Consider the following 20,040-nt stretch of genomic DNA (forward strand, 5'->3'; position numbering starts at 1 on the left):
GCAGTGGTCGTCCCCCTGTGCACCCCACCGGCTTTTCGCTGACCCACAACGTGGCAACCACGGCGGGCGGCTTAAGCTTGGCGATATTGCAGTGGCTGATCCAGCTCAACCGCAATAGGGCCGCGCCTGGACCGTGGCTGTCGTTCGTGGCGCTCTGCGGCCCGGTCGCCGCGTTGATCACCTTTCGCGATTCGACCCGGCGCATGCATCGCCTTATTTAGGGCATCTTTTCGCGGGGCACTTGACGGCTCGCCAAGGCGCGAGTAATCATTTAACTAATGTGTTAATTGCTTAATTATATATGGCCGTTGATCGCATTTTCGAAGCCCTCGCCTCGCGCCCGCGCCGGGAGATGCTTGCCTATCTTTCCGCGCAGGAACTGACGGCCGGTGAGATCGCCAGCCGTTTCGACATGAGCGCCCCCGCCGTATCGCGCCATTTGTCGGTATTGGAATCGGCTGGACTGGTGAGCAGCGAGCGGCGCGGGCAATTCGTCTACTACCGGCTCATCAGCGACAACCTGGTCAACACGCTTACCGGATTCGCTTTGGAGGTGTGCCCCAAGGGCGGCCCGCTCAAGCGCGAGTCGCGCAAGTTACGCGCGGCCAGAAAGCCAAGTACCTGACCTTCAACTAGCCAGCCAAGGAACATCCATGTCGAGCGCACAAGCCACCATGGGACTGACCTTTTCATCTGCCAGGCACGCGGTGCGGAGCTTTCCTTCCGCGCGATTGCGTTCATCGCACGGTGGCCTGCCGGTGGAAGTGTCGCTGATTGCGCAGTTGGGTCATGGCGCCGGCAATCGGTTATTTGCGGGTGTGCTGGCGCGATTAAGTGCGCACGATCATTTCCATGACGAGTTGGACGAACCCTCCGCGCGCATCGGCGACACGGACTTTTCCAAGGGTGATGCGACGTCGCTTTATCTGTTTACCGTGGGCTCGAACGGCCATCCGTTTCATCGGCACGCAGGCCATCGCGTTTTCACGGCCATTTCCGGCAGCGGTGGCACACGGCTGCGATTTTCCACCGTTGCCGACAGCGAGATGGCACGCGATGCGAGCAGCTTCATCGCCGCCATGCAGTGCGTGGAAATACCCCCGGATTGCCTGTTCACAGTGCGCTTTGGCGGCAATACCTGGCACCAGTTCACGCCGCTGCGCGAACGCGCCAATCATCCGGCGTTGTTTGCGATTTCCTGCCACACCAACGAACTTGGCGGACCGCTGCCCGAAGCATTGAGGCGGCAAGTACTGGCCGATGACGCCTCGATCCCGGCGCTGACGGAGTTGCTACCCCCGGAAGTCACCGACCTGATCGGCCGCACGCCGCTCGACCGCAACCGCGTACCCACTGTCGCCCTGGCTTTGGACGCGCCAGTTGGCAGTTTGCAAAGTGCGCTATGTGGCGCGGCACGCTACGTGGCTGGTTACATGCGCAGTTACGCAATGCGCTGGCGTCACAGCATCGGTTATCGATGGGATACCGGGCTGATTGCCACTGCGCTGCAAAAGCCACCTGCCGACTCCCTGCTTTGGCGGCATTTGAATGATGGTGCCGTGCATTACCAGGATACGTTCCAGGTCAGTGTCGTCGATTGCAGGTTAGCGCAGATGGGTTCACGGGCGCTGTTGACCGGATTGCTTGAAGCCTTCCTGCACCATCCGCCCGAAAGCGTCACTTGCCTGATGGCGTTGCGCAATCTCGCCGTGAAACCCCTCGGCTTGCGCACGTCGCCGCTGGGCTGTCCGGTGTCGTCATTGCTTTCTCCACAACAGGAGAACCTGTTTGCGGGCCGCTTTCCGGTCCGTGATCAGCAACGCGATGGCATCGACCAACGTTGCCAGGTGGTACTGGGCGCAAACGACAAGCACTTGTTGTTTCGCTCCTGCGTCGGCGTCGCCATCGCCGGGGACCGCATCGATATCACGCTGGGCACACGCGTGCGCTGCAGGAACCGATTCGGGCACCTCTACATGGCGCTGGTCGACCAGGTTCATCACCGGCACGTAGGCCCTGCGTTGCTGCGCCAAGCGGTCGGGCAACTGCTTCGCACGGATCTGCCTGCGTAACGTGCAGTACGCTTACCCCCATCGTCCATCGCGAGCGGAATCGCCGGCATGCGCGCACCCACAGGTTCGGTGGTAGGACTTTGCTCGGCATCGGCCACCATGTCCGCGATGGGCATGGCGTTCCTGGGCTATTGGGGCGTGCACGAGCCGGTGCCCTGGCGCGCGGGCGACATCGTGGTGGTGTGCCTGGTGTTTCTGGGCTTCCTGGCACTGGGTGCCACCATCCTGATCATCACCTCGCCAACCGCGGACGGAAGCGAGCGGATCGGGCCGGCGCGGCGCGCCTTCGCCGCCGGATTGCTGATGATGTGGTCGGCGGTCATTGTCGCCATCGTTCCCTGGTGATTTCTTCGCCAGCGACCGCGCAGTCACGGCGAATGTGTGCCAAACGCAGGAAAGCCCGCCAGCCCGCGCCCCACCTGCCCCCGGGCGGCTTATCCACGTTTTATCCACGGCCTTATCCACAAACTATTGGGTTGACCGCACACCCAGACCCCGATATGTTGTGCCTCGTCGGTGCCACGCCCGGGATTGCCGGGCTGGCTTAATAGGGAATCCGGTGGAAATCCGGAACTGCCCCGCAGCGGTAAGCGGAAACGAACGCCCATCCAGCACTGGCCCCCTCGGCCGGGAAGCTGGGCCAGTAGGGAGGGCCGCAAGGTCCACGTCCGCGAGTCCGAAGACCTGCCGACACGGTGCGACCGGAGCGTTGCGCCGAACGTGACGGCCTCCGCGGGGAGGTGCGTCGTGTGACGCGGAAGTCGCCGTGTCGCACGACCTCCGCGGCATCCGCCACGTCAGCCCTGCGCGCGGGAGCAGGTGGTTGAGTTCTGGAGCTTTCCCCGCTTACCCGGGCTGGGGCCCGGTCAAGGGAAGGTTCCGCTGCCCGGAGCGTCCGACATGCAACCTATCGATACCGAATCGCGCGAACGCTCCGACGTTCGCGCGGACACGTCCGCTTTCCCTGCCGAGTCCATCTCGGCCGCCACCCAGCACGCCACCATGTCCGTTACCGCTGAAGCACCTTTCGCCCTCATTCCTCCGCACAACCCCGGCCAGATGCGCGTAACCAAGCGCAACGGCGGCCAGGAAGTGGTGGACGTCAACAAGATCGTGCGCGCGGTTACCCGCAGCGCCGAAGGCCTGCACGCGGTCGATCCGCTGCGCGTGGCGTTGAAGACCATCGGCGGCCTGTACGACGGCGCCACCACGCAGGAACTGGACCAGCTGTCCATCCGCACCGCCGCCGCGCTCACCGCCGAAGAGCCCGAATACGGCCAGCTTGCCGCGCGCCTGCTCGGCGCGTTCATCGACAAGGAAGTGAGCGGGCAGGAAATCCAGAGCTTCTCGCAATCCGTCGCACGCGGCGCGGAGCTGGGCGTCCTCAATGCGCGCCTGCGCGATTTTGTGTCGGCCAACGCACGCAAGCTCAACGACGCGATCGATCCGCACGGCGCGCGCCGCTTCGAATACTTCGGCCTTCGCACGGTGTACGACCGCTACCTGCTGCGCCACCCCCAGCTGCGCAAGGTGATCGAGACGCCGCAGCATTTCTTCATGCGCATTGCCTGCTCGCTCGGCGGCAATGACATCGGCGAGACGCTGGAGTTGTACCGCCTGCTTTCTTCGCTGGAATACATCGCCAGCTCGCCGACGCTGTTCAACGCGGGCACCGCGCACGAGCAGCTGAGCTCGTGTTTTCTGCTCGATTCGCCGCTCGATTCGCTGGAATCGATCTACGAAAAATACGGCGACGTCGCCAAGCTGAGCAAATTCGCCGGGGGCATTGGCCTTGCGTACTCGCGCGTGCGTTCGCGCGGCTCGCTGATCAAGGGCACCAATGGCCATTCCAACGGCCTGGTGCCCTGGCTGAAAACGCTGGACGCCTCGGTCGCGGCGGTGAACCAGGGCGGCAAGCGCAAGGGCGCGGCCTGCGTCTACCTGGAGCCGTGGCACGCGGACATCGAGGAATTCCTCGAACTGCGCGACAACACCGGCGACGAAGCGCGCCGCACGCACAACTTGAACCTCGCCAACTGGATTCCCGACGAATTCATGCGCCGGGTGGAGCACGACGGCAACTGGTCGCTGTTCGATCCGAAGATCGTGCCGCATTTCGTGGACAGCTGGGGCGAGGCGTTCGACCAGGCGTACCACAAGGCCGAAGCGGAAGGCCTGGCGGTGAAGACGGTGAAGGCGCGCGAGCTTTACGCGCGCATGCTGCGCACGCTGGCACAGACCGGCAACGGCTGGATGACCTTCAAGGACCGCAGTAACGCCACCAGCAACCAGACGGCCAAACCTGAGAACGTCATCCATCTGTCCAACCTGTGCACGGAGATCCTGGAAGTTACCAACGCCGGAGAGACGGCGGTGTGCAACCTGGGCTCGGTCAACCTCGCCCGCCATGTGGTGGACGGCGCGTTCGATTTCGCCAAGCTCGCCGCCACGGTGCGCACGGCGGTGCGCCAGCTCGATCGCGTGATCGACCTGAACTTCTACCCGATCGACACCGCCGCTACCGCCAACCGCAAGTGGCGCCCGGTGGGCTTGGGCGTGATGGGCCTGCAAGACGTGTTCTTCAAGCTGCGCCTGCCGTTCGATTCGGCCCAGGCGCTGGAGCTGTCCACGCGCATCGCCGAGGAGATCTACTTCAACGCGCTGTCGCAATCCAACGCACTGGCCGAACAGTACGGCGCGCATCCGGGTTTTGCCGAAAGCCGCGCCGCCAGCGGCGAGCTGCAGTTCGACTACTGGCCCAACGCCAAGCCGCACGACCAGGCCCGCTGGGATGCGCTGCGCGAAGCGATCAAGGCCAAGGGCCTGCGCAACTCGCTGCTGATCGCGATCGCGCCCACCGCCACCATCGCCTCCATCGCCGGCTGCTACGAGTGCATCGAGCCGCAGGTCAGCAACCTGTTCAAGCGCGAAACGCTGTCGGGCGATTTCCTGGTGGTGAACCGCTACCTGGTCGAAGAGCTGAAGTCGCTGGGCTTGTGGACCTCGGAGATCCGCGACGCGATCAAACTGGCGGAAGGCTCGATTCAGGGCATCGCGGCGATTCCCGAGCGCCTGCGCGAAATCTACCGCACCGTGTGGGAGCTGCCGCAGAAGGCGCTGATCGACCTGGGCGCCGCGCGCGGTGCATACATCGACCAGAGCCAGTCGCTGAACCTGTTTATGGAAAACCCGAACATCGGCCAGCTCAGCTCCATGTACATGTACGCATGGAAGTCGGGCATCAAGACCACCTACTACCTGCGCTCGCGTCCGGCGACCAAGATCGCCAAGACCACGGTGACGGCAACCGCTGTCGCCAAACCGGTGACCGACGCGCAGCAAGAAGCCACCGCCGCCGTGTTCTGCTCGCTGGAAAACCCCGAGTACTGCGAAGCCTGCCAATAACAAACGCGCCTCCCCTAGCTTTGCGGGGGAGGTTGGGAGGGGGTGGCGCTCTTGCTCTGAGTGCAGCGCTCCACCCCAGCTCGGCCCTTCCCTGCTGCACGCAGGAGAGGGAGTTAAAGAAAGACGCACAACCTAAGGATCATCACCATGTCGCACATCCTCGACCCGGGCTTCGAACTCACGCTGCGTCCGATGCGCTATCCGGAGTTCTACGAGATGTACCGCAACGCGATCAAGAACACCTGGACGGTGGAGGAAGTGGACTTTTCGCTGGACGTCACCGACCTCAAGTCGAAGATGACCGATGCGGACCGTCACCTGATCCATCGCCTTGTCGCGTTCTTCGCCACCGGCGACACCATCGTGGCGAACAACCTGGTGCTCAACCTGTACCAGCACATCAACGCGCCCGAAGCGCGCATGTACCTCTCGCGGCAGCTGTACGAAGAAGCGCTGCATGTGCAGTTCTACCTTACGCTGCTGGACACCTATATTCCCGACCCGAACGAGCGCAACAAAGCGTTCGCGGCAATCGAGAACATTCCCTCGATCAAGCAGAAAGGCGCGTTCTGTTTCAAGTGGATCGACTCGATCCAGAACCTGCAAAAGCTGGAAACGCGCGAGCATCGCCGGCAATTTCTGCTCAACCTGATCTGCTTTGCGGCGTGCATCGAAGGCCTGTTTTTCTTCGCCGCATTCGCCTACGTGTATTTCCTGCGCTCGCGCGGCCTGCTGCACGGGCTGGCTTCGGGCACCAACTGGGTGTTCCGCGACGAATCGGGCCACATGGGTTTCGCTTTCGAAGTGGTGCGCACGGTGCGCGCGCAGGAGCCGGACCTGTTCGACGAGGACATGCGCGTACAAGTGGAAGCGATGCTTGAGGAAGCCATCGCCTGCGAAACACAATTTGCCCAAGATGTGCTTTCCGGCGGCGTTGCCGGCCTCTCGGTGAAGGACATGCGCCAGTACCTGGAGTACTGCGCCGACCAGCGCCTGACCCAGCTGGACCTGCCCAAGAAATACGGCGCGAAAAATCCGTTCGACTTCATGGATCTGCAGGACGTGCAGGAAGTGACCAACTTCTTCGAACGCCGCGTGTCGGCCTACCAGGTTGGCGTGGGCGGCGAGGTGGCCTTCGACATGTCGTTCTGACTACCATCCGGTCATGCGCACACCGCTGATCGAACTCACCGACGCACCGGACCCCGCGGATATCGCCGCCATTCGCGCGGGGCTGAGCCAATACAACGCCGCGGCCAGCGGCGTGGATGATCAACGTCCGCTGGCCGTGCTGGTGAAAGATCCCGATACGCAGCAGGTGCTGGGTGGCATCACCGGCCGCACCTCGCGCGGCATGTTTTTCCTTGAAGTGTTTTTTCTGCCCGAAAGCCTGCGCGGCAACGGCATCGGCAGCCAGGCGCTGAAAATGGCCGAGCAGGAAGGCTGGCGCCGTGGCTGCCAGGCCGCGCTGCTGCATACCAACACGTTCCAGGCGCCGGAGTTCTATCGCCGCAACGGCTGGCGCGAAATCGCCTCGATCCCTTCGGGGCCGGCCGGCAACTGCCGAGTCATCTTCACCAAGGAACTGGGACCGGACCACTGAGGCCCCCGGCGACGCACCGGCGCATCGCCCGCACGAGCAGCGCGCCATTGGGTATGCTTCGGGCATCCATCGCCGGAAGCCCGCCTTTGATGACACCGCGCCGATTTCTCGCCAAGGTTTTCCGCCGCATCGCCTACATGATCGACCATTCGCTGTTCGATCCCGCTCCTTCGGTCGTAACGCAAACGGCGCCCGCTCAAGCGGTGGTTGCCGACGACGGTTTCGAGCCCATGTCGGTGCCGATGCGCGATAACAAGCTTTCCGGCTGGTTCAACGAGGAACAGGGCGAGCTTTACACCGGCTTTGCCATCGGACCGGACGACGTGGTGGCCGATATCGGCTGCGGCACGGGCATCCACGCGCGCTTCTGCGGCGATCGCGGCGCGCACGTGATCATGGTGGAGGCGAACCAGGCCAAGCTGAACGTGGCGCGTGCGCGCTGGGCGCCGGACGATCCGCGCGTGGAAGCCCATCTCACCCAGTCCAACCCGCTGCCCATCACGGATGGCCGCTGCACGCGCATCGTCTGCAACGAAGTGCTCGAACACGTGGAGGATACCGCTACTTTCCTGGCCGAACTGGTGCGCGTGGGCGCACCCGGCGCGCGCTACCTGATCTGCGTGCCGGCGCCCTTCAGCGAACGCGTGCTGGAACACATCGCGCATCCTTCCTATTTCGAGCCACCCAATCACATCCGCATCATCGAGCCGGAGGAGTTTCGCCGCATGGTGACCGACGCGGGACTGGTGGTCGATGCCACCTCCAGCTACGGCGCGTATTGGTCGATGTATTGGTGGCTATGGTGGTGCGAGCAGCAGGACAGCCTGGCTGCGCGACACCCCGCACTTGATCACCTGGCGCGCGCCTGGAACAGCCTGCTGGACACGCCCAACGGCCTGACGATCAAGCGTGCACTGGACCGTTTCATACCCAAGAGCCAGGTGATCGTGGCGCACAAACGGTGATGTCCGCGGCTCGCCGTCACGCGCAAACACGCGCGTGACGGCGCCGCACCGGCATCAAGTCCAGCTGCTGTCGTCGTCGGTGCCGCTGAAGTTGTCGTCGTTGAAATCCGACGACGAGAAATCCTGGTTGCCGCCATCGAAGCCGCCACGGTTGCCGTCGTCGAAGAAATTGTTCTCGGTAACGTTTTCGATCACTTCGGGCTGTCCGCCGAAGCCGCCGAAGAAACCGCCGCCGTGATGGCCGCCGAGCAGGCTTTCAATGCCATCGAACAGGAACATGCCGCCCGCAACGCCCGCGGCGGTGGTCGCAGCGCTCTGCAGGAAGCTGGGCGCGGCACTCTGCGGTGCGGCGGTGGCGCCACCGAACAGGCGCTCGCGCCAGGTCGGAGCCGCCTGCTGCGGCACCGGCGGGGGCGTGTTGTTCCACGCCGGCTGCGATTGGCCGCCAAGGAAACTGCCGCCGCCCTGCTGCTGGCCCTGTTGCGCCTGCAACTGCGCGATCTGCGCCTTGGCGGCATCCAGTGCGTGCTGCTGCAGGAGGCTGCGCTGCACCAGGAGGTAAAGCGCGTCGGGCTGACCCGCCAGACGCTGATGGATCAGCGCATCGGCCTGCGCGTCCTTGGCCACGCCGTTGACGGCGGCCAGGCGCTGGAGGAAATCGTCGAGAAGAAGTTGTTCCTGGGGAGTCATGGAAGTATCCGTTGGACTGCTTAAGGGTGCCGGCACCATGCGGGCACCGGAAAAAGTATGCACGGCTTGTATGACCTCAAGGGGTGACCTTCGTGCTAGTCCCATCGCTTTGCCCCGGTGCGGGCGTTCATCTTTGGATGCCCTGCGGCCTATTGACTACAGGTGTAGGCATGGCGTAGCTTGACTACATCTGTAGTCAAGCGAGCCGTCCCATGAGCAAGCCATCCATCGGCGATCAGGAGCTGGCGCTCCTGCATTACCTGGCCGGCCACGAACACGCCTCGGTGGGCGAGGTGGCCGCCGATTTCGGCGAGGCGCGCGGCCTGGCGCGCTCCACCGTCCTGACCATGATGGAGCGCCTGCGCGCCAAGTCGTACCTGCGGCGGCGCCACGTGGATGGCGTGTATCGCTACAGCACCGCTACCGGACCGGGCGAAGTGATGAACAACGCGATCGGCCAGTTCGTGGAAAAAACGCTGTCCGGATCGCTCTCGCCCTTCGTCGCATGGATGTCGGAGAAAGCCGAGGTCAGCGACAACGAACTGGCCGAACTCCAAGCACTGGTGGCGCAACTGCAGTCGCGGCGCAAGGAGACTTGAGATGGATATGCTCACGCACCTGGTCGATGTCCTGTTCGTGCGGCTGGCCTGGACCGCCGCGCAGGGTACCCTGTTGATCGGCGCGCTGTGGCTGTTGACGCGCTACCTGCCGCGACTGTCGCCCGCCATGCGCTGCATGCTGTGGTGGCTGGTCGGCCTGCAGCTGGTGCTGGGTGTCGCCATCAGCACGCCGGTGCAATTGCATTGGCTGAAAGCGCCGGCGCCCGTCTTCGAAGCCGTTGCGCCCATGGCGATAGTGCGCGCGCCGGCCATCACGCAGGATTCGCCTTCCACCGCACCTGTCCTGTTGCGCAAACCGAGCGCATCCGCGGTCGCCGAACCTGCGCCCTCGACGTGGTCGTGGCCCGAGGCGATCGTTGCGGCATGGCTGCTCGGCGTCTTGCTGCAAAGTCTGTGGGTCGCCCGTCATTGGCGCGAGAGCCGCATTCTGCTGCAAAGCGCCGAGCCCGCGCACGATGCGGCCTTGCAGGCGATGTTCGCCGAACAGGCGCGCAAGCTCGGCCTGCGCCGCGTGCCGCGGTTGCGCACTTCCGATGCGATCGTGTCGCCGCAGGTGACCGGCCTGCTGCGTCCTGTGGTGCTGCTTCCGTCGGAAAAGACCCTGTCTTGCGAAGAACTGGCGATGGCGCTGGCGCACGAACTGGCGCACCTGCGTCGTGGCGACCTGTGGCTGGGCTGGGTACCCGCCATTGCGCAACGCCTGTTCTTTTTCCATCCGCTGGTGCGCTGGGCGATGCGCGAATACTCGATCTATCGCGAAGCCGCCTGCGACGCGCAAGTGTTGCAGCGCCATCGCGCCGCGCCGCATGACTATGGCCATCTGCTGCTGCGCCTTGGCGTGGCCGCGCCGGTGCATTCGAGCCTTGCCGGCGCTTCCTCGACCTTCCAGAGCCTCAAGCGCAGGCTGCTGATGTTGCAGCAGGGCATGGGCGACACGGCCCCGCGCACGCGCGGCTGGGTGCTGGTCGCCGTGATCGCGCTGGCTGGCGTGCTGCCTTACCGCGTGACGGCGAACAGCTCCGAGCACATCGAGGAAACGGCGCAAACGCCGGCCACCGCGATGGACGAAGACATCGCACTGTCCTCGCCGCAAGAAACGGCGGCAGCGCAAGCATCGCCTGCTCCCGCGGCGTCCGCGATGCATCGCACGGCGATGAAAGCGTCCAAGCCCGCACCCGCAGCGAAAGCCGCACCGCAGGCGTCGGCGTCGGCACCGGCGCTAGCCGCCCTGCCGGCGACGCCTATCACGCCGCCGACACCGCCAATGCCCGCAACACGAGCAACCCTGCCGACACCTGCAACGCGGGCCAAACATCCGCTCCCGCCGCCACCGCCGATCCCACCTGCGGCGCCCGCGCCGCCCGCTCCACCCACGCCACCGGCTGCGCATTTCGGCGTCCTCGCCTACCACGTCGACATCGACACCCAGCCTAGTGCAGCGCGTGGCATAGCGATCTTCGATGGCGATAACTTTTTGCTCAAAGGCAGCGACAAGGATCTTGCGGACGCCCGCCAGTTGAACAAAGCCGATCAGCCGATGATGTGGTTCCGCCGCGACGACAAGGCCTACGTGATCCACGATGCGAACGCGATTCGCCAGGCGCGGCAGCTGATGCAGCCGGTCGAACAACTCGCGCAGGCACAGGGCGAACTCGCCGGCAAAGCAGGCTCGCTGGCCGGCCAGCAGGCAGGACTCGCCGCCCGCGAGGCAGCGCTGGCCGAACGCCTGGCCTCGCTGGCAAACCGTCGCGCACTCATCGAAGCGAGAACCGCCCAACGGCAGGCTGCGGTGCAGGCCGCGGCGTCGCAATCAGAAGAAAGCGAAATGCAAGGCGAGCTGCGCGGCATCCGCGATGAGCAGGCCGAGATCGATCGCGAACACAAGGACATCGCCAGGCAGGCGCAGGCGCTCAGCGCGCAGCAAGCCGACATGTCCGCGCGCGAAGCGGCCATGTCGGCCAGGCAAAAGGCCGCATCCGCGCGAGTGGACCAGCAGCTGGACAAGCTGATCGACGAGGCAGTGTCCCAAGGCCTGGCACAACCCGTGGCGCGCTGACGCGCGCCACCAGCAGGTAGGCAAAACCAACGTACCGCACCGCCCACGCTGTGGGCGGAAGGTCAGTCGCGCCCTTTTTTCCGGAGTCATCCATGCTCGGCTACTACTTTGTGCTTGCGCTCTACAGCCTCAAACGCAACCGGGTGATGACGGCGCTGATGATCGTGGCCATCGCGATCGGCATCGGTGCCAGCATGACCATGATCACCGTGCTGCACGTGATGTCGGGCGATCCGCTGCCCGGCCGCAGCGCGCAGTTGTATGTGCCGGCGATCGATCCATATCCGATAAGCAAGGACGCACCGAAGGTCGCGTCCAAGGACACCACGCCCGACGGCGCGATGACCTGGCCCGACGCCATGTACCTGCTGCACGCCGCGCGGGCCGACCGGCAAGCCGCGATGGCCGGCGGCAGCGTACCGGTGCAGCCGATGCAGGACACGCAACGACCGTTCTTCGAATCGGGCCACTACGTCAGCGCCGATTTCTTCGCCATGTTCGGCACGCCCTTCCGCGCCGGCAGTGGCTGGACCGCGCAGGACGATGAAGCGCATGCGCGCGTGGCCGTACTCAGTGCGGAACTGGACCGCAAGCTGTTTGGCAACGCATTGGGCATTGGCCGGACGGTGCGATTGAAAGACACCGATTTCCGCGTCGTCGGCGTGCTCGGCCCCTGGCACCCGCAGCCGCTGTTCTACGCGCAGATCGACGATCGCTCTTTCGGCCACGACGATCAGTTTTTCCTGCCGCTGGCTACCGCGCAGGAACTTAAGTTGCCGTTCGACGGCCGCATGAGCTGTTGGAGTAATGGCGGCGATGCGCGCAACAGCGATCACTGCACCTGGCTGCAGTTTTGGGTGCAGTTGGACAGTGCGGCCAAGGCGCGCGCGTATCGCGTTTTTCTCGCCAACTACTGGCGCGACCAGCAGGCGCACGGCCGCTTCCAGCGCCCGGTCGACGCACGGCTGTACGACTTGATGGACTGGCTGACCCTGCAACGCGTGATTCCCGACGACCTGCGCCTGCAGCTATGGCTGGCGCTGGGTTTCCTGGGCGTTTGCATGGTCAACATCGTCGGGCTGCTGCTGGCGAAGTTTCTGCGGCGCAGCGGCGAAATCAGCGTGCGCCGCGCGCTAGGTGCGCGGCGGCGCGACATTTTCCTGCAACTGGGTATCGAATCGTCGGTGATCGGGCTGGCCGGCGGCATGCTCGGTCTGGCGATTGCGCAGCTTGGCCTGTGGAGCGTGCGGCAACGCCCCGACGGTTACGCGCAGCTCGCGCAAATGGATCTGGCCATGTTGTCCGCCACCTTCGCGTTGGCCGTGCTCGCCAGCTTGCTCGCCGGGTTGCTGCCCGCATGGCGAGCCTGCCGCATCGCGCCGGCGATGCAATTGAAAACCCAATGAGGCCCATCATGTCGCTCCCACCCATCGCCGCCGCGCTCACCCGCCACCGGCTCACCGCGCTGCTGTTGATCGCGCAAGTGAGCCTGACCTGCGCCATCGTCTGCAACGTCGCCTTCATGATCGTTCACCGCGTGACGCAGCTTGGCCTTGCCAGTGGCGTGGCCGAGAACGAGCTGGTGATGATCGACAGCACCGACCTGGACAGCCGCACGCCGCCACTGGTGCGTCACGACACCGATCTGGCTGCCTTGCGCGCGATCGGCGGCGTCAGCTCGGCGGCAGCGGTCGACACCCTGCCGCTGTACCTGCGCGAGTGGGCCAACGGCATCACGCTGGTGCAGGATGGCCCCACGCGCGCCGTGGCCGCCGCGTTCAACGGCACGCCCGGCGAGCTTGCCACGCTGGGCTTGAAACTGGTCGAAGGGCGCGATTTCCGGCCCGACGAATACGTGCCGATCGACACCGCCCACGACTGGGCAGGCATCGACCGCGTGCCGGCCGTCATCGTCACGCGGGCCTTGGCCCAGCGGCTGTTTCCCGGCCAGGACGCGCTGGGCAAGTCGATCTATCCCGACGAAAAGCCGGTACGTATCGTGGGCGTGGTGGATCATTTGCTGCGCCCGCGCCTGCACGATGAGAGCGACAGCGAATACGTCACGCTGTTTCCGATGCTGCCCGATGCGAACGAAGTGACCTATGTGCTGCGCACCTCGCCCCAAGACCGCGACCGCGTGCTGAAAGAAGCCACCGACGCACTTCTACGCCTCGACGGCGAGCGCATTGTTCGCCACGCGCAAACCTTCACGCAACTGCGCGCCGACTATTTCCGGCGCAACCGCACCATGATCGGGCTGCTGATCGCCGCGGCGCTGGGCCTTTTATTTGTCACGGCACTGGGCATCGCGGGCCTGGCCAGTTTCTGGGTGCAGCAACGCAAGCGTTCCATCGGCATCCGCCGCGCGGTGGGCGCCACGCGTCGCGACATCTTGCGCTACTTCCAGACGGAAAATTTCCTGATCGTCAGCACCGGTGTCGTGCTCGGATCGATCCTCGCCTATGCCCTGAACATGGCGCTGATGGCGCATTACGAACAGCCGCGGCTGCCTGTGTTGTATCCGGTGATCGGCGCGATCGCGCTGTGGCTGCTCGGGCAGCTCGCCGTGTTCGGGCCGGCCTTGCGCGCGGCCGCGGTGCCGCCGGTGGCGGCGGTGCGTTCGGGTTGATCGGCGAGGGTGCGGCGGGTCCGGCGGACCCGCGATGGAACAGGCGCGCAGCGGCAGGCAACGCATGCCGCTGCGCGCTCTCCTTACCTCAACGCCACGGCCACGGCTTGAGCTGGTATTCCAGCGGCGGCGTGTTGCCGGCCAAGTACGTCACGAAGTAATCCCAGCGGCGGCGCGTCGCGTACGGCGTCGCGGCGCCGTAGCCGTGATGCACGTTGGGGATGAACAGCATGTCGAAATCCTTGTTGGCCTTGATCAGCGCATCGACCACCAGCAAGGTGTTGTAAGGCGGCACGTTGTCGTCGATCGAACCGTGCACCAGCATCAGCTTGCCCTTGAGGTGCTTGACCATGTCCTCATTGGCCTGGTTGTCGTAATTGGTCGTGCCATCCTTGTGGGTCACCAACAGGCCCTGCCATTTCTCGGCCCAGTCGTCCTCGTACTCGCGGTTGTCGTGGTTGCCGCTTTCGGACCAGCCTACCTTGAAGAAGTCCGGATAGCTGAACATCGCGTCCGCCGTAGCGTTGCCGCCGCCGGAATGGCCCCAGATACCCACGCGGTTGATGTCGATCCACGGATAACGCTGCGCGAGCTGTTTGATCGCGGTGACCTGGTCGGGCAGCGTGTTGTCGCCCATGTTGCCGTACCACGTATCGTGGAAGGACTTCGAACGCCACGGCGTACCCATGCCGTCGATGGCCACGACGATGAAGCCCAGCTCCGCCAGCGACTGATGGTCGGCCTGCGCCGTCGCAAAGCCGTAGGTGTAGACCGAGCCGGTCTGCGGACCCGGGTAGATGTAGTCGATGATCGGGTATTTCTTGCTTGGATCGAAATGCGTGGGCTTGTACATCAGCCCGTACAGATCGGTCTTGCCGTCGCGCGCTTTCACGATGATCTGCTGCGGCGGCCGCCAGCCGGTGGCGAGCAGGCGCGAGATGTCGGCCTTGGCGACGGTCGCCACGGTGTGGCCATCGTTCGCATCGCGCAGCACCGTGACCGGCGGCTTGTCGGTGGTGGAGTAGCTATCGACGAAATACTTGCCGTCGTCGGACATCGTAATGATGTGATTGGCCGGCTCCGGCGACAGCTGCACCGGCTGGCCGCCGTCCAGGCTCACCTTCCAGAACTGCTGGTAGTACGGCTGCACGCCCGCGCTGCGGCCCACGCCGCGGAACCACACGGTGCGCGTTTTCGCGTCCACCTTCAGCACTTCGGTGACATTGCCTTCGCCGGTGGTGATGGCGCGCTTGAGCTTGCCGTCGGTGAGGTCGTACAGATACAGGTTGCCCCAATTGTTGCGCTCGCTGAACCAGATCGCCTCATGGGTGGCCGGCAGATAGCGCCAGTTGACCGCGCCGTTGCCGCTTTCGTAGTAGGTGGGCACGTCTTCATGGAACACCGTGCGCACGTCGCCGGTTGCCGCATCGGCGATGCGGAAGGTTTCATGCTTGTGGTCGCGCGAGGTCGACACGAACGCCAGCGTCTTGCTGTCGGGTGCCCACTTCACGTCATCCCAGCCGCCATCCTCGCCGCAACTGATGTCGTCGCACAGCGAGGAGCGATGCTGATCGGGCTCCATCTTCAGGCGCACCACTTTGTGCTCCGGCACATCGATGATCACGCGTTCGATCATCGTCACGTTCTTGTCGCCGGCCAGCGGATACTTCCACGACTGCAGCTCCGGGTGGCCGAGCTTGGTCGTCACCAGGTACATGTCGCCGTCCTTGCGCTGGTCCTGCTGGAAGGTGGCGATCTGCTTGGAATCGGGCGACCACTCCAGAATGGCGTTGTCGGTGTGCTTCCAGCCGGCGTTGTCGGTGGCGTAGCCGAAGTTCTCCACGCCATCGGTGGTGAGCTGGGTTTCCTTGCCGGTGGCGACATCGCGCACCCACAGGTTCCAGTTGCGGATGAAGGCTTCCTGCTTGCGGTCCGGCGACAACACGCCCGGCTCCGGACCGGTTTTGACCAGCGTGCTCTTGTCCACGCACTGACCGGCACCCTTCAGATCGCACAGGTAGTGCGTGCCGTGCACGTCGATGTCGTCGCGCCCGTCGGCAGCGACGCGGAATTCCATGATGCCCAGCTTGTCGGCCTTCACCGGCTTGCCGCTGAGCTTGCTCAGCGCGGCGGCGAGCTTGGCCTGGTCCAGCAACGGCGAGACGTTGCCGTTGGCGGCATCCATCTGCTTGTAATGATCGCCGCTGGCGTCGTGGTCCAGATACCAGAAATGCGTGCCGTCCAGCCAATGCACGATGCCTACGGCGTGATCCACCAAAGGCTGGGTGTTGTAACCCATGTAGCGCTCGGCCTGCGCATAATCCTGTGCCGTCAACGTGCGGCCCTGGGCCGCGGCGCTGCCCGCATACGCGGTAGCGGCCACGATGGCGCACACCATGGCGCCATAAAGGCGCGACATGCCTGTTTTCGAATGCATGCTTACTCCCCTTGAAAAACCAACGGCCACGGACGCGGCCACCTGAGACAGTCACCACCCTTCATCGTAATGCCCCCGGCCCACCCCGACCCCTGCCAAAGGTACCTGGCGCCATGGCGCGTGGGCGCGCGGCAACGTATCGTGTGCGCTCCCTTCCCCGTGCGATCGACCCCATGAGCCCCACCGCGACCCACCCCAGCCTGCCCGAAGCGCGCCTGCTGGAAATGGTATTCCCCGATCACACCAACCACCTGGGCACGCTGTTCGGCGGCCAGGCGCTGGCCTGGATGGACAAGGCCGCCTTTATCGTCGCCTCGCGCCATGCCCGGCGCACGGTGGTCACCGCGCGCTCGGAAGAGGTGAGCTTTCGCGTACCCGTGCGCAAGGGCCAGTTGGTGGAACTGGTGGCGCGCATCGTCGGCACTGGGCGCAGTTCGATGCAGGTGGAAGTGGAGATGACCGCCGAAGATCCGCTCACCGGCGACCGCCGCGTCTGCACCACCGGCCGCTTCGTGATGATCGCGCTCGACTCCAATGGCTCGCCCACGCCCGTTCCGGCGCTGCCTAGCGCCTGAGACAGGGTCACACCTGCGGGATGACGAACACGCAAGCGTGAAGGAAATGGCGCTCATGCGCTCGAGTGGCGCGACAAAGCGCAAGCCGCATCAGAGCTGCCTGGCCATCACTTCCACCAACCAATCCACAAACACCCGCAACCTCGCCGGCATTTGCCGATGCCCCGAATAAAGCACTGTCACCGGCAACGACGGCGGCGGCGTCTGCGGCAAGATCACCTTCAGCCGCCCGCCGGCCACCCCCTCCGCCACCCGATAACGCGGAAACTGCGCCAGCCCCAGACCCGCCTCGCAACAGCCCAGATACGCCTCCACGCCGCTCACCGTGACCCGTCCCGGCAGCGTCACCTCGCGCCGCTTGCGCTTGACCATGAACTCCAGCGGCTCGCAGCGATGCGTGGTCGGCGAGGCCCAGTTCACCGCATAGTGGCCGCTGTGCAGATCGGCCAGGATGCGCGGCACGCCTTCCCTGCGCAGATACGCCGCGCTGGCCACGGTCACTTGTTCAAGCATGCCCACGCGCCGCCCGACCAACCCCGAATCGGGCAATTGGCCCACGCGCAGTACGCAATCGACGCCTTCGCGCCGCAGGTCGACGAAGCGGTCCCCGGTGCCGATGTCCAGCTCCATCTGCGGATAGCGCGCGAAAAAAGCCGGCAGCGCGGGAATCAGCCACAGCCTGGCCATGTGCGCCGGCAGGTCGATGCGCAGACGTCCGCGCGGCTGCACGTTGGCCTCGCGAAAATCGGTTTCCACCGCGTCCACGTCGGCAAGCAGGCGCTGGCAATGTTCGTAGTACGCCTCGCCGTCGCGGGTGGCCTGCACGCGTCGCGTGGTTCGCCGCAGCAGCTGTGTCCGCAGGCGTTCTTCCAGTGCCTTGATGGCGTGGGTGACGGTGGCGCGCGGCAGGCTGAGGTCATCCGCCGCGGCGGTGAAGCTACCCAATTCGACGATTCGCGCGAACAGCCGCATGGCATCGAGACGGTCCATGGATTGTTGATCCCAATGGAATAGTGATGCTCATTATTGAGCATTTATCCCAGCCCCGCGGGCGCCGATGATGCGTGCACCCCACCCCGCTCTCCACCCTCATGGGCAGACCGATCATGCAAACCCGCACCCTCGGCAAGAATGGACCTACCGTTTCCGCGCTCGGGCTGGGCTGCATGGGCATGAGCGAGTTTTACGGCAGCGGCGACGATGCCGAATCGATCGCCACCATCCATCACGCGCTGGATCGCGGCGTGACGCTGCTCGATACCGCCGACATGTACGGTCCGTTCACCAATGAGGTGCTGGTCGGCAAGGCCATCAAGGGACGCCGCGAGCAGGTGGTGCTGGCGACCAAGTTTGGCCTGCTGCGCGATCCGGCCCAGCCGCAGCTGCGCGGCGTCAGCGGCCGCCCCGAATACGTGCGCGCCAGCTGCGACGCGAGCCTGATGCGCCTGGGCGTGGACCATATCGATGTGTATTACCAGCATCGGGTGGACCGGAGCGTGCCGATCGAGGAAACCATCGGCGCGATGGCCGACCTGGTGACGGCGGGCAAGGTGCGTTACCTGGGCATGTCCGAGGCTTCGGCCGGGACGATCGAGCGCGCGAGCAAGGTGCATCCGATCACCGCGCTGCAAAGCGAATACTCACTGTGGACACGCGATCCGGAAGAGCACGGCACGCTGGCGCTGTGCCGCAAGCTGGGCATTGCGCTGGTGGCCTATTCGCCGCTGGGGCGCGGGTTTCTCACCGGGGCGATCACCCGCCCGGAGGATTTCGAGGCCGACGATTACCGCCGCAGCAACCCGCGCTTCCAGGGCGAGAATTTCACTCATAACCTGCGGCTGGTGAAGCAGGTGCAGGGGCTGGCCGAGGAAAAAGGCTGCTCGCCCGCGCAGCTCGCGCTGGCCTGGGTGCTGGCACAGGGCCAGGACATCGTGCCGATTCCCGGCACCAAGCGCCGTTCGCGCCTGGATGAAAACCTCGGCGCGCTCGAGGTGGAACTGAACAAGGCGGAACTGGCCTCGCTGGCCGAAATCTTCCCGCCCGATGCGGCGGTCGGCGAGCGCTACGCCCCGGTCGCCATGGCGCACATCGAGACATAAAGGCGCCGCGCGCCGCGCCAGGGACGGCGCTTGCTTATAAAATGGGTGGATGAGCACCCCCGAACACTCCCCGCTCGGCAAGCACACCGTCTACGCCGATCGCTACGATCCCAGCCTGTTGTTTCCCATCCCGCGCCAGGCCAAACGCGATGACATAGGCGTGAGCGAACCGCTGCCGTTCCACGGCGTGGACATCTGGAACGCCTATGAACTGTCCTGGCTGGACATGCGCGGCAAGCCGGTCGCGGCGGTGGCCCAATTTCAGGTGCCGGCGCACTCGCCCAACATCATCGAATCCAAATCGTTCAAGCTGTATCTCAACGGTTTCGCGCAGGAGCCGCTTGCCAGCGCCGCCGCGCTGAGCGCGCTGCTGCAGCAGGATCTGTCGCGCGCGGCGGGCGCGCCGGTGATGGTGCATATCCAGGCGCCGCGCGCCGCGCAGCACGTTTTTGCCGATCTGGACGGCCAATTGATCGACGGCCTGCCGCTTGCCATCGACGACTACGGCCCGCCCAAGGCCCACTACCTGCGCACCGATGCGCAGGCCGGCGTGGTGGAAGAAAGCCTGGTTTCGGACCTCTTGCGCTCCAACTGCCCGGTCACCGGCCAGCCGGACTGGGGTAGCGTGCAGATCGCCTACCGCGGCACGCCGATCGACCGCGAAGGCCTGCTGCGTTACCTGGTCTCCTTCCGCACCCACAACGAATTCCACGAACAGTGCGTGGAGCGCATCTTCGTCGACGTGATGGCGCGCTGCGCGCCCCAGCAACTGAGCGTGTACGCACGCTACACGCGCCGTGGCGGCCTGGACATCAATCCATTCCGCAGTACCGGCCAGGCATTGCCCGCCAACACCCGCGGGGCAAGGCAATAGCGTCACAAAAATGTA

18 protein-coding genes and 1 riboswitch are annotated in these 20,040 nt (G+C 64.8%); of the genes, 15 read left to right on the forward strand and 3 right to left on the reverse strand.

Annotated features, from left to right (window positions below):
* The first annotated feature begins 17 nt into the window (after window positions 1-17).
* The 8 genes from VME63_RS08055 to VME63_RS08090 all read left to right on the forward strand — a co-directional run bounded on the left by VME63_RS08055 (window position 18) and on the right by VME63_RS08090 (window position 8,045).
* Entirely contained in the window at window positions 18-221 is a 204-nt protein-coding gene (locus VME63_RS08055) for a hypothetical protein (protein WP_325432066.1), read from the forward strand.
* Between the two features lie 80 nt (window positions 222-301).
* On the forward strand, window positions 302-625 hold the full coding sequence (locus VME63_RS08060; RefSeq protein ID WP_325432068.1) for a metalloregulator ArsR/SmtB family transcription factor: 324 nt from the start codon (window positions 302-304) through the stop codon (window positions 623-625).
* Window positions 626-653: 28 nt separating this feature from the next.
* On the forward strand, window positions 654-2,072 hold the full coding sequence (locus VME63_RS08065; RefSeq protein ID WP_325432070.1) for a DUF2867 domain-containing protein: 1,419 nt from the start codon (window positions 654-656) through the stop codon (window positions 2,070-2,072).
* Window positions 2,073-2,120: 48 nt separating this feature from the next.
* Window positions 2,121-2,417, forward strand: a complete 297-nt coding sequence (locus tag VME63_RS08070) for a hypothetical protein (RefSeq protein ID WP_325432072.1) — start codon at window positions 2,121-2,123, stop codon at window positions 2,415-2,417.
* 152 nt (window positions 2,418-2,569) lie between these two features.
* Window positions 2,570-2,778: riboswitch (cobalamin riboswitch) on the forward strand.
* 296 nt (window positions 2,779-3,074) lie between these two features.
* Window positions 3,075-5,477, forward strand: coding sequence for a ribonucleoside-diphosphate reductase subunit alpha (locus VME63_RS08075; protein ID WP_414648224.1), 2,403 nt, complete (start codon window positions 3,075-3,077; stop codon window positions 5,475-5,477).
* Window positions 5,478-5,624: 147 nt separating this feature from the next.
* Window positions 5,625-6,629 carry a ribonucleotide-diphosphate reductase subunit beta gene (locus VME63_RS08080; protein ID WP_325432076.1) on the forward strand — a complete coding sequence of 335 codons (1,005 nt, stop codon included), beginning with the start codon at window positions 5,625-5,627 and terminating at the stop codon, window positions 6,627-6,629.
* A 13-nt stretch (window positions 6,630-6,642) separates the two neighbouring features.
* Window positions 6,643-7,080, forward strand: a complete 438-nt coding sequence (locus VME63_RS08085) for a GNAT family N-acetyltransferase (RefSeq protein ID WP_325432078.1) — start codon at window positions 6,643-6,645, stop codon at window positions 7,078-7,080.
* 89 nt (window positions 7,081-7,169) lie between these two features.
* Entirely contained in the window at window positions 7,170-8,045 is an 876-nt protein-coding gene (locus tag VME63_RS08090; RefSeq protein WP_325432080.1) for a class I SAM-dependent methyltransferase, read from the forward strand.
* Between the two features lie 54 nt (window positions 8,046-8,099).
* Here VME63_RS08090 and VME63_RS08095 read toward each other — a convergent pair whose 3' ends face one another.
* Window positions 8,100-8,735 (reverse strand): DUF2076 domain-containing protein, encoded by a 636-nt coding sequence (locus VME63_RS08095; RefSeq protein WP_325432082.1) that lies wholly within the window; start codon window positions 8,733-8,735, stop codon window positions 8,100-8,102.
* Between the two features lie 212 nt (window positions 8,736-8,947).
* On the opposite strand from VME63_RS08095, the gene VME63_RS08100 reads away from it, so the two are divergent.
* The 4 genes from VME63_RS08100 to VME63_RS08115 all read left to right on the forward strand — a co-directional run bounded on the left by VME63_RS08100 (window position 8,948) and on the right by VME63_RS08115 (window position 14,040).
* The gene (locus tag VME63_RS08100) at window positions 8,948-9,334 is read left to right on the forward strand and encodes a BlaI/MecI/CopY family transcriptional regulator (protein ID WP_325432084.1); all 387 of its coding nucleotides are present in this window, start codon (window positions 8,948-8,950) and stop codon (window positions 9,332-9,334) included.
* Window position 9,335: 1 nt separating this feature from the next.
* On the forward strand, window positions 9,336-11,411 hold the full coding sequence (locus VME63_RS08105) for a M56 family metallopeptidase (RefSeq protein WP_325432086.1): 2,076 nt from the start codon (window positions 9,336-9,338) through the stop codon (window positions 11,409-11,411).
* Between the two features lie 92 nt (window positions 11,412-11,503).
* Entirely contained in the window at window positions 11,504-12,817 is a 1,314-nt protein-coding gene (locus tag VME63_RS08110) for an ABC transporter permease (protein WP_325432088.1), read from the forward strand.
* Between the two features lie 8 nt (window positions 12,818-12,825).
* Window positions 12,826-14,040, forward strand: a complete 1,215-nt coding sequence (locus tag VME63_RS08115; RefSeq protein ID WP_325432090.1) for an ABC transporter permease — start codon at window positions 12,826-12,828, stop codon at window positions 14,038-14,040.
* A gap of 88 nt (window positions 14,041-14,128) precedes the next feature.
* On the opposite strand, the gene VME63_RS08120 is transcribed toward VME63_RS08115, so the two are convergent.
* Window positions 14,129-16,477 carry a S9 family peptidase gene (locus tag VME63_RS08120; protein WP_325432092.1) on the reverse strand — a complete coding sequence of 783 codons (2,349 nt, stop codon included), beginning with the start codon at window positions 16,475-16,477 and terminating at the stop codon, window positions 14,129-14,131.
* 173 nt (window positions 16,478-16,650) lie between these two features.
* On the opposite strand from VME63_RS08120, the gene VME63_RS08125 reads away from it, so the two are divergent.
* Window positions 16,651-17,052 carry an acyl-CoA thioesterase gene (locus VME63_RS08125; RefSeq protein WP_325432094.1) on the forward strand — a complete coding sequence of 134 codons (402 nt, stop codon included), beginning with the start codon at window positions 16,651-16,653 and terminating at the stop codon, window positions 17,050-17,052.
* 90 nt (window positions 17,053-17,142) lie between these two features.
* Here the strand turns inward: VME63_RS08125 and VME63_RS08130 are convergent, their stop codons facing one another.
* Window positions 17,143-18,042, reverse strand: a complete 900-nt coding sequence (locus tag VME63_RS08130) for a LysR family transcriptional regulator (RefSeq protein ID WP_325432096.1) — start codon at window positions 18,040-18,042, stop codon at window positions 17,143-17,145.
* Between the two features lie 116 nt (window positions 18,043-18,158).
* Between VME63_RS08130 and VME63_RS08135 the strand changes: the two genes are divergently transcribed.
* Both VME63_RS08135 and queF read left to right on the forward strand, forming a co-directional pair.
* Entirely contained in the window at window positions 18,159-19,151 is a 993-nt protein-coding gene (locus tag VME63_RS08135; protein WP_325432097.1) for an aldo/keto reductase, read from the forward strand.
* A 49-nt stretch (window positions 19,152-19,200) separates the two neighbouring features.
* A complete protein-coding gene (gene queF, locus VME63_RS08140) occupies window positions 19,201-20,025 on the forward strand; it encodes an NADPH-dependent 7-cyano-7-deazaguanine reductase QueF (RefSeq protein ID WP_325432098.1) in 825 nt (274 codons plus the stop codon).
* Window positions 20,026-20,040: the final 15 nt, after the last annotated feature.

This window comes from Dyella sp. (assembly GCF_035503745.1).
Classification (GTDB): Bacteria; Pseudomonadota; Gammaproteobacteria; order Xanthomonadales; family Rhodanobacteraceae; genus Dyella_B.